This window comes from Streptomyces sp. NPDC020192 (assembly GCF_044388685.1).
GTDB lineage: Bacteria > Actinomycetota > Actinomycetes > Streptomycetales > Streptomycetaceae > Streptomyces.
In genome coordinates, this window is record NZ_JBIRXG010000046.1 from 1 (window position 1) to 13,812 (window position 13,812).

The 13,812-nt window shown below is 69.2% G+C and carries 11 protein-coding genes and 2 pseudogenes; 5 read left to right on the forward strand and 8 right to left on the reverse strand.

From position 1 onward, the window contains the following. The first annotated feature begins 228 nt into the window (after positions 1 to 228). Positions 229 to 723 carry a hypothetical protein gene (locus ACH47Z_RS42750; protein WP_399084583.1) on the forward strand — a complete coding sequence of 165 codons (495 nt, stop codon included), beginning with the start codon at positions 229 to 231 and terminating at the stop codon, positions 721 to 723. Positions 724 to 828: 105 nt separating this feature from the next. On the opposite strand, the gene ACH47Z_RS42755 is transcribed toward ACH47Z_RS42750, so the two are convergent. The 3 genes and pseudogenes from ACH47Z_RS42755 to ACH47Z_RS42765 all read right to left on the reverse strand — a co-directional run. After that, positions 829 to 1,452 carry a hypothetical protein gene (locus ACH47Z_RS42755; RefSeq protein ID WP_399084586.1) on the reverse strand — a complete coding sequence of 208 codons (624 nt, stop codon included), beginning with the start codon at positions 1,450 to 1,452 and terminating at the stop codon, positions 829 to 831. A 117-nt stretch (positions 1,453 to 1,569) separates the two neighbouring features. After that, on the reverse strand, positions 1,570 to 2,736 hold the full coding sequence (locus ACH47Z_RS42760; protein ID WP_399084588.1) for an IS110 family transposase: 1,167 nt from the start codon (positions 2,734 to 2,736) through the stop codon (positions 1,570 to 1,572). A gap of 253 nt (positions 2,737 to 2,989) precedes the next feature. Then, positions 2,990 to 4,198, reverse strand: a pseudogene (locus tag ACH47Z_RS42765) (IS30 family transposase); the annotation flags it as partial. Between the two features lie 72 nt (positions 4,199 to 4,270). Here ACH47Z_RS42765 and ACH47Z_RS42770 point away from each other — a divergent pair. Next, a pseudogene (locus tag ACH47Z_RS42770) lies at positions 4,271 to 4,567 on the forward strand (integrase core domain-containing protein); the annotation flags it as partial. Positions 4,568 to 4,728: 161 nt separating this feature from the next. Here the strand turns inward: ACH47Z_RS42770 and ACH47Z_RS42775 are convergent. The 3 genes from ACH47Z_RS42775 to ACH47Z_RS42785 form a co-directional block, all read right to left on the reverse strand. Then, the gene (locus ACH47Z_RS42775) at positions 4,729 to 5,943 is read right to left on the reverse strand and encodes an MFS transporter (RefSeq protein WP_399084591.1); all 1,215 of its coding nucleotides are present in this window, start codon (positions 5,941 to 5,943) and stop codon (positions 4,729 to 4,731) included. Beyond that, entirely contained in the window at positions 5,940 to 7,190 is a 1,251-nt protein-coding gene (locus ACH47Z_RS42780; RefSeq protein ID WP_399084594.1) for a glycosyltransferase family 4 protein, read from the reverse strand. Before ACH47Z_RS42780 ends, ACH47Z_RS42775 begins: the two co-directional genes overlap by 4 nt. A gap of 372 nt (positions 7,191 to 7,562) precedes the next feature. Next, entirely contained in the window at positions 7,563 to 7,805 is a 243-nt protein-coding gene (locus tag ACH47Z_RS42785) for a hypothetical protein (protein WP_376001008.1), read from the reverse strand. A gap of 186 nt (positions 7,806 to 7,991) precedes the next feature. Between ACH47Z_RS42785 and ACH47Z_RS42790 the strand changes: the two genes are divergently transcribed. The 3 genes from ACH47Z_RS42790 (at position 7,992) to ACH47Z_RS42800 (ending at position 11,291) form a co-directional block, all read left to right on the forward strand. Continuing rightward, the gene (locus ACH47Z_RS42790) at positions 7,992 to 8,357 is read left to right on the forward strand and encodes a CGNR zinc finger domain-containing protein (RefSeq protein WP_399084599.1); all 366 of its coding nucleotides are present in this window, start codon (positions 7,992 to 7,994) and stop codon (positions 8,355 to 8,357) included. 21 nt (positions 8,358 to 8,378) lie between these two features. Beyond that, the gene (locus ACH47Z_RS42795; protein ID WP_399084601.1) at positions 8,379 to 10,820 is read left to right on the forward strand and encodes a hypothetical protein; all 2,442 of its coding nucleotides are present in this window, start codon (positions 8,379 to 8,381) and stop codon (positions 10,818 to 10,820) included. Positions 10,821 to 11,045: 225 nt separating this feature from the next. Next, the gene (locus ACH47Z_RS42800) at positions 11,046 to 11,291 is read left to right on the forward strand and encodes a hypothetical protein (protein ID WP_361744401.1); all 246 of its coding nucleotides are present in this window, start codon (positions 11,046 to 11,048) and stop codon (positions 11,289 to 11,291) included. A 111-nt stretch (positions 11,292 to 11,402) separates the two neighbouring features. On the opposite strand, the gene ACH47Z_RS42805 is transcribed toward ACH47Z_RS42800, so the two are convergent. Continuing rightward, the gene (locus ACH47Z_RS42805; RefSeq protein WP_399084605.1) at positions 11,403 to 11,561 is read right to left on the reverse strand and encodes a hypothetical protein; all 159 of its coding nucleotides are present in this window, start codon (positions 11,559 to 11,561) and stop codon (positions 11,403 to 11,405) included. Further along, positions 11,558 to 13,531, reverse strand: coding sequence for a hypothetical protein (locus ACH47Z_RS42810; RefSeq protein WP_399084608.1), 1,974 nt, complete (start codon positions 13,529 to 13,531; stop codon positions 11,558 to 11,560). The genes ACH47Z_RS42805 and ACH47Z_RS42810 overlap by 4 nt, the downstream gene beginning before the upstream one ends. Positions 13,532 to 13,812 lie beyond the last annotated feature (281 nt).

The window sequence follows — 13,812 nt, forward strand, 5'->3', positions numbered from 1 at the left end:
GGTGAGATCGCTCGGGTACGACTTGCGCATGCTCATGCCACAAGCCAAGCGAACCCCGAACGCCTGACCGGCGGCAATGTCCCAACGTCACACCATCGAGCGACGACAAGCCGGACGGAAGGTCACGTTCCGCACTCTAAGAACGGCCGTCTCCCTGAAGGCTCCGAGCCACAACTGCTGTGGAAGCGCGGCGACACCCGCGCCGCCGCAGAAGAACGGCTGCAGGCGATGAAGGCGGACCCAGACGCCGGGCGTGCGCCCCGCGACGCGATGATCGAGCAGTTCGACGGACTCGACCGGTGGATCCCCCTGCCCGTACGCGTCCGCCTGGTGGAACTCCTCGACAGCGGCGCGATCGAGATCAGCCGGATCACACTCGCGGATGCCGACCCCGCCAAACCGGCCGCTGTGGCCGCCCTGAGGCGCCGTTGGAAGCCGGACGGCCCACTGCGCCGCCCAGCCGCTGCCGCCGTGCGCTACACGGAGGACACCGGCATGTCCCCGCCGTGCGTGTGGGTGCAGGAACAGCCACTCGACGACGACCGCGACCAGTACGGCGCAGGCGCTCTGTGGATCAACGTCGGCTGGTACGACTTCGGCCAGCTCGTTTTCCGGCTTCGTGAGGGCGCACAGAGTCTGGAGGTCGTCCGCCCCACGCGCACGGAGCCGCTTCACGCCCTCCACATCACCGTGCGCGACGCCGCGGCCATGCCTCCGATGTAGCACTCCCGCCAGCCACAATGACGACGAAACGGCGTGGCTCACGAGACAGATCAGGGCGCCCCAGCGCTTGGGTACTCTTTGCAATGGTCCCGGTCGTGACGTCGTTCAATAGTTCTCCCGCACGTACTCGTACGTGCGGTCGAACAGCTCGCCCTTGATCGGCAAGCTGTACTCCTTCAGGACGGAACGCAGCTCGCGACGGACGCGTTTGTCGCCCGCGTCGCTCGCGCTCCAACCGGCATAGGCGACCTCGACGACGATCGAGTCGATCCGCGAGGCTATGTCGGGGACGATCTTGTGCAGTCCGGGCGGTGTGTTCTCCGCGACGATCTGAGTGAGCGCCCCACGCTTCGGATCGGCTAGCTGGTCGAGTGCTCCCTGGTCGCCCTGTTCCGCTGCGCGGTCTGCGGCTACCACGTCCTGAGCGATCTTCAGCGCTTCCTCGAGGAACGCCAGCGAGTCCTCGACGTTCTCGATCGCCTTGGCGCGGAGCTTCTCGATCCGCTCCGCCAGCGACTGGTATGCCGGGCTCTCGGTATCGGCGAGCCGACGCCTGAGGCGCGCCTCGATGGAGTCGAGGACCTCCTGGTACACGTCATCGGCTTTCGACTCCGGCTTCTGCTGCTCGGAGAGCTTGAGCTGCTCGGCGATCTTCTTGACCAGGGCCAGGCCGGCAGCGTCGAGCGTGACTGTCTTCGACGGCATCGACTTTACGCCCACATCGGTCATGTGGCCGTGTATCAGGTCAGTGGTCTTCGCGCCGAGACGTGCCCAGAGGAACGTCTTGGAGACGTCCTTGGGCCGGATCGACTCGTACACCTTCGCGAGCCGGTGCCTCTGTGTTTGTCAAGCTGGTTGGGGTGGTGGCGTAGGCTCGGGTTTGGCGGGTCCGGGAAGTGACTTGTCCGAAGAGTTGGCCGTCGGGGTTGGGCCGGCCGCGCTGGATGCTGTAGTCGCCCCCGGTTGTCCTCCTGGGCCCGTCGCCCCGGTGCGTCGGCGTTCGTCGCCAATCATCGTGCGCCAGACGTGATCAGCAAGGCGGCGCTTCAGGCAGCGTTTTGCTTCCCGGGGTGTCTTTCCTTCTGCGAGTTTGGCCTGGTAGTAGGTGTGGCCCCGGGTGCCCGGCATGCGGATCTGTGTGATGGCGACGGTGTGAAGTGCCGCGTTGAGCTGGCGGTCGCCGCGCCTGGACAGGCGGTGGCGTGCGCGGTCCGCGCTGGCGATCTCGATGGGAGCGGTGCCGGCGTACTGGGCGAAGGCGCCGGCGGTCGGGAAGCGGGTGGGATTCCCGGTCCGGCCCAGGAGTCGGGCGGCGGTCACGGCTCCGATGCCCGGAGTGGCGGTCAGCCGGCTTTCGGACTCTGCGACCAGCGCGGCCATGGCTTTGCCGTTGTCCTTCAGCTTCACATCCCAGGTCCGGATCTCGGCGATCAGGTCAGCGGCAAGGGCATGGCGGGTGAGCTCGGCGGAGCCGACGGGAACGACCGTGTCCAGCAGCTGTTCGGCCTTGGCCGCGGACAGATCGCGCGGTGCCCCGCCGGGCAGGAGTGCCCGCAGCAGCGCGTGGAGCTGGTTCACTGCGCGGACTCTGGCCTGCGCAAGGTTGCTGCGCCGTTCGTCCAGCAGCGCCAGTGCATCCGTCGAACTCTCGGGCTGGACCGGTCGTGCGTCGCCTTGGAGAGCCGCGACGCACGCCGCCGCGGCGGCATCAATGCGGTCGTTCTTGCGGCCTGCGCCGCGCGAAAGCTGGCGGACGCGGGCGGTGGCGCTGGGCGCGACGTCAACGACCTCTTCTCCCCAGGCGAGCAGCCATGAAGTCAGGTGGTGTCCCAGACCCCTGGCGTTCTCGATGGCCCATCGCCGTTCGGGCCACTGGCAGGCCCAGGCCAGCATGCGCTGGTACTCCTGGAGCGTCACGTCGATGCGGATCGATGCGAGATCACGGTTGGTCTCGGGATCGACGGCCGTGGCGGTGTGGGTCGACTTGTGCGGATCGATGCCGATCAGCATCATCGGCGGTCCTCTTTCTCGGACGTCGGGTCAGTGGAATCCGCAGCTGACATCCCGACTTCGAGAAACGTGGGGTGGCCGATGCTCATGCCTCTGTTGAGTCAAGCCGCGAACGGACACCGGGCAGGTCGACACACCCAAAGAGAGCCAGCCCCTGCGGGCGGCAGGAAGTACTCGAGTCAGCCTGCCCGATGTCCTGCGGTACGTTACGGGCGGCCAACCCGATCACGAACACCGCTGCTCCCCATACAAGTCGAAAGTACTGGCGCAGCAGCCCGTTGGTGTTCTCATTCGTGGCGCGCTGCCAGGGGGCGTGCGGGTCCGCGAAGTAGACCGGTAGTCCCGTCTCGATGGTGAGTTGGGCGTGTGCGGAGAGTTCCTTCCCGCGATCCCAGGTCAGTGATCGGCGAAGCTGACCGGGCAACGTGGACATCGCGGTGGCCAGGGCGTCCTTCATCGCCACGGCGCCGTAGCCGGCCAGCGCAGGCCCGTTCTTGGTGCGCGGGATCGTGCCGTAGCCCTCGGCCCGTGGCAGGTGAACCAGCATCGTGTAGCGGGTGGTGCGTTCCACGAGCGTGCCGATCGCCGACCGATTCAGCCCGATGATCAGGTCACCCTCCCAGTGGCCGGGCACCGCACGGTCGGCTGCTTCAGCCGGCCGTTGACTGATCAACACGTCCGCGGTGACGTGACCGCCCGGCTTGTTGCGGGCCCTCGCCCGCGGGACACGCAAGGCGCGGCCGGTGCGCAGGCACGCCACGAGCTCACGTCTGAGGCCCCCACGGCTCTCGACGTAGAGGGCTTGGTAGATCGCTTCGTGGCTGATGCGCATGGACTCGTCCTCGGGAAAGTCGATCTTCAGTCGGGCTGAGATCTGCTCCGGGCTCCAGGCATTCGCCCACCGGCGATCATTGCGATGCGGCTTGTTGCGCCCCTTCCACTCGGGCACCTGCGGACCGGGAAGCGCCCTACCGTCCGGGGCTCGGATCACGCCCTGCAAGCGGTCCTGGACATACTCCCGCAGCCGCTCGTTCGCGGCCAGCTTCGCCTCTTTGGGACGCTGTGCCACGAGGTCGGCCTTCCACTGCGCGACCGAGGCCCGGTACTCGAGCCTGCCGCCGCGTGTGGCCGCGTTGCGCCGCAGTTCCCGGGAGATCGTCGATGGTGACCGGCCCAGCCGTCCGGCTATCTCCCGTACCCCGACTCCCTGCACGCGCAGCAGAGCAATCTCCTCCCGTTCGGCGAACGAGAGATAGCGGCCCGAGACGGTCAGGTTGATCTGCGGCATCCCGCCAGCGTGTCGGAACCCCCGCCCTCCCACCGCCGGCGCAGCTCCGACAGCGACCGCCGCATCCTCACTGGTCAGGCCCTTGGCGATCTCGCCCCAGAACAGCCGCTCGATCTCACGCCGAGTGGAGGGCCGTCCCGGCGACTTCATCGGTGACCGCCCCGTCAACTCCGCCATCCAACCCGCTGGTCGTCCCACAACACACCCCTCTGATCAGGAGTGTTGCTACGACTGGTTGAACCCGGTCAGTACACATCGCGTGAATTCGCCGATATGTGCGGCGAGTTGGGCGTCACCCAGTCCATGGGCGCGGTCGGCACCTCCGCCGACAACGCCGCCTGCGAGAGCTTCCACGCCACCCTCAAGCGGGAGACCCTTCGCGGCGCCCACCACTACCCGGGAGCGGAACTCTGCCGACGCACCGTCTTCCGCTGGCTCACCCGCTACAACACCCGCCGCAGGCACTCCGCCAACGGACACCTCAGCCCCATGGCCTACGAAAACCAGCACCGGCAGGAGTCCGATAAGCTCACGCTGGCCGCATGATCACCCGAACGCGTGTCCACCTTCGCGGGGGAAGGCCCGCCCACGCCAACCAAATCTGGCACCTGCCGGCCTGATCGAACCCGCATGTTTGCCCGCCGCGCTCCGCCGCCCAGTGGCGGGCACAGCCATTTGCATGAAAGGGGGCGGGACGGGAAGGTGCTTCACACGGTCAGTTCGGCCGGTACGGAGCGCCGGAGGGTCTGGCCGCCGAGGACGGTGATCAGCATGGCGAGAGTGGCGGCCAGGCCGGCGACGAGTGACACGAGGCCGAAGGAGCTTCGCTCGACCAGGAAGCCGCCGATGGCCTTTCCGGCCGAATCGCCGATGGCGTCGGCCGTGGTGATCCACATGAATGCCTCGTTGGCGAAGCCGTTCGGCACGGTGCCGTCCAGCAGGAGGTAACGGCACGTGATCATGGGGGCGGCCGGCAGGCCGACCAACAGCGTCAGCAGCACCACGGCGGGCATCGAACGCGCGAGGGAGAGCGCGGTCATCAGCAGGGCGAGGAGCAACAGGATGGCCGCGTAACGGCGGTCGAGCGCGGACCTCCAGGTGCGGTGGCCGTACGCGAGCCCGCCCACGAGGCTGCCGATGGCGACCAGGGCGATCAGCAGCCCGGCGATGCCAGGGACGGCGTGCCGGGTGGCGTAGGCGGGGAGGTCGACTTCCACGACGGCGAAGGCGAAAGCGGTGGGCGCCGTCGTCGCGATCAGGACGGCCAGCGGTCCGCTGGCCATCACGGCCGGCCTGCTCCACATCTGCACTGCGGCCCGGGGTTGGCTGCGAACCGCGGACAGCTGGCTGAAGACCAGGGTCGCCGACCAGGTGAGGCAGGAGGTGGCGAGCAGGGCGAAGGTGGTCCCGGCCTGCGCGATTGCGGCACCGGCGCCGGCCGGGCCGCCGATGTATCCGATCTCCTGGAGGACCGCCTGAACCGCGTAGGCGCTCTCGCGGTCCTGCTCGCCGGTCAGCCGCGACCAGGCCGACCGCATGGCGGCGTACACCGCGGAGTAGCCGGTGCCGACGGCTGCCGAAGTCAACACCAGGACCACCAGCGGTGCGTGGGCTTCGCCGGCGGCGACCAGCGCCAGGGTGAGCACCAGGTGCGCCGTGGCGATGACGGCGAGCACGGCGGCGCCGTACCGGTCGGCCAGCCGGCCGCGCACCGGAGCGGTGGCGGCCGAGCTCAATCCGTAGCAGCCGATCACGATCCCCGCGGATCCGAACGACCCCGTGGCGTGGACCAGGAACAGCAGCATCGCGAGCGGTTCGGCGCCGACGCCTACGAACACCAGCGTGCCCACGACCGTCAGATTCCGGGTTTCGCTGCTCAGGGGGAGACGACCGACGCGCTGACGGTCGGTCTTGGTGCTCATCGCGGGTTCTCGGCCAGGCGAGGAAGGACCGCTTCGTAGACCGCTGTGATCTGCCGCAGTGCTGCCGGTGCGCCGTAGGTCTGCTCGACCGCCGGCCCGGCCGATCGGGCGAGCGCTGCATAGCGATCGGGCTCCGCGATGATCCGTCGAACCTTCGTCGCCAGCGCGTCGAGGTCGCCCGCCGGCACCAGCATGTCCGGGCAGAGCCGGCCAACGGTCGTGCGCAGACCGCCAACGGCGAAGGCGGCCATGGGAGTTCCGACGGCCAGCGCCTCCAGTGCGACGCCGCCGAGTTCCTCGTAGGAGGAGGGCATGACGAGCGTGGTCATGACTGCGAGGGCCTCCGGGACCCGGTTGTTGGGGACGAATCCGGTGATCAGGCACTCGTCCGCCAGTCCCTCGGCGCGGATCTGCTCCTCCAGGCGCTCGCGCTGCGACCCGTCGCCGACGATCAGGAACAAGGGGTGGAGGTCGCGCAACCGCAGTGCCAGCGGCACCAGGTACTGCCAGCCCTTCTCGCTGGCAAGGCGACCGACGAAGCCGATGATCGGGCGGTGGCCGGCGGCGGACGCCCAGGCGCCGAAGTCGCCCGCGCCCGCTCGGGACACCCGGGGCGGGGCGGGCCCGGTGTCCACGATGTCCGGCACCACGGCGAAATGCTGCTCGCTCACGCCAAGGGCCTTGGCCGCAACGCGCGCTGTGCTCTCCGTCAGCGTGACGACCCGTGCCGCGCGGCGGATCGCGCGCTTCTCCGCGATGGCCCCGAAGCGCTGCTGCAGCCGGGCCATGGCGGACCGCGGGACGTAGCCCGCGAGGCGCGAGCAGTGCAGGGTGAGGACGTACGGTGCACGGACCAGCCGGGCGGCAACCGGGGCGAGCAGCAGGGTCCAGAGCGCCCCATCGGCATGGACGTGGACGAGGTCCGGCTTCCACCGCCGCAATCCGAAGCAGGCGCCGAGCGTGGCGAAGAACCACGCCGGGGTCAGCCCCACCAGACCGGTCGATTCGGAGCGGATCTCGGGAATCGGCATCCGGGCGATGCGTACGGTCAGCCCTTCCCGGTCCTCGCGGACCGGCGGGAGCCCGGGGAAGCCGACGGTCACCACCACCTGCTGCACGCCGTCCTCGGCTAGCATCCGGGACAGTCGGGTGGTCTGGATCTGCATTCCCCCGATGGAGTCGTACTCCGCGGGCCAGGCATCGACCTGGTCGTGGTAGTACCACGGTGTGAGCCGCAGGATGCGCAACGGTTCCCCCGGTCCCTGTCGTTCCTCGGCAGATCAGGAAGGCGGCGCAGTTCCTCGGGCCCTGGGCGCGATCGATCGCACCGGATCAATTCGCACTGTCGCACGGGAACCGCCAGAAATCAACAATCAATGATCTTCCGGCAGTTGAGCCCGATGCGGCGGACGCGCACTGAGGCATGGCCTGGTTGGTCGGTCCCCGTGCCGGGGTAGTGAGTGTGCATGGATGCGATCCTGGTGGAACTGCACGCCCGCTCCCAGGACAGGACCCTCAGTGCGGGACTGCCGGACATGGACAGGTCCTCCTTCTCATTGGCCAGGGGGAGGGGTGAGCCGCGCGGCGTGGAGGCGGCACGGCTCACCGGGGGGTCTCGGTCAGTGGGCGGGTGCGGGGCGGACCTGGATGGTCCGCGGGGTGCGGGCGCGGCTGGTGCGTTCGGGGACGGGGATGCCGGCGGCCTTGAGCCGCGCCGTCATTGTGGCCACGTCTGGCACCGTGGGGATGGGGAGCGCGGCGTCATGGAAGAGGCGGACCATGGCGTCGGTGTCGGGCTCGCGCTTGTGGGTTCCGCCGGTCCAGGCCCCGCCTTCGAGCGCCAGGAGCTCGTTCTCGGGCATCGGTTGCGACCCTGGAGGCGGAGAGCGGCGCTCGGCGGCTGCCGACGGCACCCGGCAGGGCCGCCCCTACACCGCTCCCGGTGGGGACCAGCTCCCGAAGGCGGTACATGAGGCACTGCCCCTCTCCCGCAACGCTCCACGGTGGAGCCAGGCCACGCGGTCTATCTCGCACACACTGCCCAGCAGATGCGGGCAGTGTTCGAGGCCGTCGATGGCGGCCACATCAACCAGGCAGCCCAACTCGTGAAAGACCTACTGCGGACGACCGGCGCCCGCCCTCAACTCGACCGCGTCGACGGCGAGCCCTGGCAAGTCCACTTCCACGGTTCCGACGACACTCTCTCCGTGGGCTGGAGCGCCGGATGCGCCACCGCCCTCGCTCTGGCCATCGGCAGCACCCTGGCCGGACGCCTCGGCGTCTGCACCGCCCCGAACTGCGACCGCGTGTACGTAGACGCCTCCCGCAACGCGGTCCGCCACTTTTGTTCCGCATCCTGCCGAAGCCGCGTGAAGGCCGCAGCCTTCAGGGCACGCAAGGCGCCCAAGAACTAGGGAAGTTCTGAACCCAAGAACTTGACAGGGAACGTCAAGGCGGACGTGACGCAGTGGCTGGCGAGCCAGGGGCACGCGGCGCAGGCCGAGTTGTGCAGCCTCGGGCACGGGCCCGGGGATGCCGTGGACTTCGTGCTGCGTGCCACGAATCAACGCTTGCGCTTCGAGCTGCGGCCCAACGACTACCGCAGCTGGCGTGGAACGGCGGACAGCCTGGCCGCCAAGGAAGGGCATGTCGAGTGGGTCTTCGGGCTGGAGAGCGCCATCACCCGGGATATGACGGCCCGCTACGGCTATGCCCTGCGGGTGCGGTGCGAAACCGACGGCAACAGCCGTCGGGTTCTGATCGGCACCGTCACCGAGAACCGCCCCGTCGCCTGGTCCCCGCTCGAGCGGTGCCGGATGACCGGCGACGGCCTCATCACCCCCGACCTCGACGAACTGCGTAACCGCGGGCTGATCCGCGAGGGCGCCGCGCGCTATGACGCTGTGGCCGGCAGCCTGCCGCTGCGCGGCGCCGAGATCGTCTTCGCGATCGACGGCGAGGCGCGGCCGGACACCGACTCGCCCCTCGTGGAGGGCGGCCGGTACCTGATGTCCGGCTTCATCAAACCGGCCGGACACCGGATCCTCAGGGCCCAGCTCTCCTTGCCCCACGACACACCTCGCCCCACCGAGCAGTACGTGTACCGGCTGGCGGGCGCGGTGCGCCTGCTGGTCACCGAAGCCGACCGGCCGGGTGAGAACACCCGCTGGGCGGTGCGCGCGGACAGCCTCATCCAGCTCAAGGGCCTGGACGCGGAACGTACCGGCCTGTGGCGTCCCCCTGTCGCCCTGGACGAGCCCCTGCCCACGCCGAAGCCCGCCACGCGGACCGCTCCGGCCCCCACCGTTCCGGTGCAGTCCCAGGGCAGCGGCACCGCCACACTGTTGCGGCGGGCTCTCGAAGACGTGGCGCGGGAGGGGGCCACCACCACGTGGCATCAGCTGGCCGAGCGGGTCGGCCTGGATCTCGCGCACCTGCCTGATCCCAAGCGCCGGGACCTCCTCGTGGAGGTCGACAAGCCGCAAGATGGGAACCGGTCGCTGTTGTGCGTCCTGGTCCGCGCGCCCTCCGGCCGTCCCCTGCCCTATCTCGCCACCGCGCTGCGCCTGCTCCAAGTCACCGCCCCGGCCTCGGAGTCCGCGCTGTACCGGTGGAGCGACGAGCAGATCCGCGCTGCGCATACGGCGTACGGCCACCGCACTCCTCCCCCACCGGCATCGGCTGCCATTGCGGAGGCGCCCCGCCCCGCGGAAGCGCGGGGCGCCCAGGAACAACTGACCCTCCTCAAGGCCCAGTTGGCCGTGGGCCGTGCCACGTTGCCCCGCGCCACCGGCCGCCGCGCCGCCCGCCTGGCCACCACGGTCAAGGACGGCGAACAGCACCAACGGCTCTACGAGAGTGTCTGGGAGCGCAGGCAGGAACTGCGCGCGTGGCAACGCGAGTGCGAGCGGCTCCTGGACGACCTCGCCCGCCTCATTGGCCACCCTCTGCCGGCGTCTGCTCCCCCGAAGAAGAGCATGCCCGCCGTCCCGCCCGTCGCCGCGAAGAGCCCCGTCTCGCCGGGGAAGGACAAGCGTACGTTCCAGGCACAGGCAACGGCAGACATTGCCCGTCTCACGCAGCTGTTCAAGCAGGCCCGTGATGCCGACGACCTGAACGAGGCCAGACGGATCCGCAAGGAGGTCTCACGGATCGCCACGGATCGCCTGTCCGGTGAGCCACGGCAGAACCTCCTACTGCTCCGCACCGACCTGCAGACCTGGATCAACAGCCGTGAAGCAGCAGCCGCCCACGCGGCGCTGCGCACCTTGTTCACCGACCTCGCGACGGCCGACCCCGCCCCCACGCCTCTCGCCCTGCGCAGTGCCCTTGCCCACTCGAAGATTCTCAAACGACGCTGCCCCGGCCCCCTGCCGCAGGACCTCCACACGGCGCTCACCCGCCTGGAAGACCAGGTCAACGGCGAATCGGTGACTCCAGACGGCGAAGCCCCTCTGCCGGCGACCCACCCGTCACCCAGCGACGCGCCGCCTTCCGGATCTGCCGCTTTCGTAGAAGCCCGAGCGGAGTTCGCCTGGCTCGTGAAGGAGATCCGTACCGCGCAGGAGGCCGGCGACCTGGCTGCGGTCCAGACCGCGCGCCACTTGGCCGGACCTATCTACGGCCAGCGTCTGTCGCCCGAAGACCGCGCCGCCTACACGCCGTTGATGCGCGAGGTGAAGGCGTGGTGCCAGGAACAGGATCCGAACACGGACCCGATCCTGCGCCGTATCCGTCAAGTCCTCGCCGAACTCGGCCGTGCCGACAACGGCCTGGCCACCGAGCAACTCGCCGCATTCCTCGACGAGATCAGCTCGCTGCGCCGTCAGTTGGGCCGGCACCTACCAGTGCTCGAAGAGGTTCAGGTCAAGCGGTGAAAGCGCCAGCTCAAGGCCCGCACCTGGAGCGCGCCGCGTCGTGCCGCACCGCGCGCGGCGGACCCGGTCACGGCCGTCCCCGGTCCCAAGGCCACCGCACCGTCTCCCCCGGACCGTCTGCCGATCGAGACCATCGACAAGCTGGCCGCCATCGCCCGGGACGTCCTCAAGGACGCGGCGCGCAGCGGCGGCTCACTTCTGACGTGGGGTGACCTGCGGCTGCGGATGGCGGGCGGGCTGCCGCACCTGCACCCGGACGACCAAGGTGAACTCCTGGTCGCCGTCGACCGGGAGACACCGGTCGGTGAACCGCTGCTGTCCACACTCGTCGCGAGCTCGGACGCCTCGCTGCACTGGCTCTACCGCCACGTCCGCTTCAGCCTCGGCCGCGAACGCATACCCGAACCAGACCTTCCCGCCCACTGGGCCACCGAAGTCCTGCGCCTGCGCCAAACCTGGCGCCACCGCTGACCTGGCGCACTCAGCTCACGGCGTCCGGGCCCGGCCCACCCGCCGTTCAGCTCGGTCGCGGACACCCGCCGGCCCCGGCTCGCTGCACCGGTCCGCCACGACTGCTCGCGGCTACGGGTAGACACCGAGCTCGTAGTGGCGCACCCCGGCGTACACGGTCACGGTGCCGTCGTCGTGCATCTCGCCCCAGGGGCGCTCCGGGAGTGAGATGTCCAGGCAGCTGCCGGAGCAGCCCTCGCAACAGTCGAAATGGTCCTGCCACGCTGTCACGTCCGCTTCGGTGCGCGGGTTGCGCATCGTATGGACGTCGTGACCGCTGCACTCGTCGTTCGGCACGGTGCGCCGTGGCCACAGTCCGCGGTGCCGCACGGGCAGGGACGGTCGCACCCGGCCGGTTCCCAGTCCTGGGTGATCACGGCGCGTTCTCGGGGTGACCTTCGATTCGCTGTCAGGGCTGCCACGACGTCCTGCCGGGACGCCCCGGTCGCCTTCTGCACGGCGTCCGTGAGCGCGACCACGTTGCCGAGGTCGGGATCAGTGCCTGAAAGCCATACGGTCGGTGAGCCGGACGAGTCGGCCTCGTTGCGGTACAGCCTCGCGAAGAACGAACGCGTCCCCGTGTCGTATCCCCAGTCGCTGCCCCGCTCCCAGCCGCGAAGCGGCAGAGCGAGGGTGAAGTCCTCGACGATTCGCTGCCCTTGTGGCACATAGAGCGCGGTCATACGGTGCCAGCGGCAATGCGCCAGATCGCCGTGGGCGATGGCGGTGCAGGCGTCGTTGAGGGCCGGATTCCCTCGGCAGCGCCGCTTGGTGCGATGGGCACGGCAATACGTCTGCGTCGCCTCGATGAGCTGGTCGAACTGCCGTCCCCCCGTGTCGCTGGGTGCCATACAGCGCTGGCGGTGCGCGGCGGCGGGGTGGCGATTGGCCAGCGTGCCGTCGGCCCGCTGCTGTTCGATCTCGCGGTGGATCCGGGCCACGCTCTCATTGCGCGCCGCGCCCTGCAGCGGGTAGACGGTGCCTTTCGTCGTCAGCAGGTTCGTGAAGGTGTCCGGGGCGAGTTGCGGCTCCAGCAGCAGCCGCAGACCGTCCTCGCCGACCGGGTACTCCACCGCTTCACCCGACGGGAGGACGCTGCGCAGGCGCCGGCTGGTGACCAGTTCGAGCCACAGTTCCAGCATCAGTTCGCAGTCATCAGAAATGGGCTGGAAGAACCAGCGCTCCTCCGCGTCACGGATGGCGCGGATGCCGCGGTGGGCCTCGGTCCGGGACGCTGTCTTCGCCCGTTCCCGCAGTCCCTGGGCGCCCGCCAGCGTGGTGAGGTCCAGACGCACCGCACGAGATGGGCCGCCGCCGGCCACATGACGGGCGGCATACAGCGTGTCCACCGTCTTCGCGGCCAACACGCCGACGTCCACCACGTCGCCGTAGGTCCGCAGGCATCGGTAGTCGCCGTCGAAGAGATTGTGGCCGATGATCAGGTCGACGTCTCCGGCCACGGCACGGAGGTCCGACAGATTCTGATCTCGGAACGTGTGAAAGGCTACTTGCCGCCAGTATTCCCGTCCCGGCATGTCGGTGGCGTCCTGTCGTTCCATCACCAAAAAGCCGACGACGTCGATATCCCAGCGCTCGGGCAGACTCCGGCCCGCTACCCGCGCATAGTCCACATCCAGCACCCCCACCGTGCGGGGAGATCCCGAAGGCAGGCGCCGTACCGCAGGCGTGCGATAAACGGGCGCGTGGCCATACCTGTCGGCGTCCACGACGCTCGGGTCCGGCGCCACAATCGGAGTCCACGCCTCCAAGTCCTCCGCGCTGGCATAGGCGCTGTCACTTCCTCCATGCGTACACACCGAGTGCGCCGCATAGAAGGCAAACCCTCGTCGCCGCAGATCCAACGCACCTGGATCATCGGCGAGTTGACTCTCGGAAAACACCCACAGGTAGACCGGTACAGCCAGGTCGGACCGCAGGTACCACCCCGCCTGGAGCGGCGCCCGAGGGGAATCAACCTGCGGGACGAAATCGGACGAGTACCCGTCGGGAGGCTGCGCCGTGAACTCCAAGAGCGGCTGGCCGGACTCCCGCCCCGCGTCGATCAACGCCTGAAAGGTCCACCCGCGCGACGGCACCCGCGGGCCACCGAGCCTGATCACGGAGGGCAGTTGCTCGTGCGGGGCAACCTCGCCGGTGCGCCGGGCCCGCGACGACGGCTTCTTCTTCCTCTTCTTCGGCATGCGCCGGTACAGTAGCCACCCCCGCTGACAACGGCCGCGCCCTAAGAACCCCTATCGGAATGCGGTTCGGCCGAGGGTCCTGCTGCCAGAGGTAGGTGTGGAGTTGCCATGGCAGGATCCGGCTGTGACGTGTGATGTGTGTGGACACGAGATGCGGCAGGCGCCGGTAGCGGAACCGCGAGCGGCGTGGGACTTGCCGGTGAAGGAGCGGTGGTTCTGCTCTTGGTGCTACGCGTGGACCGAGCTGGGACATGATCCCCATGAGGTTTCACGGCCGCAGT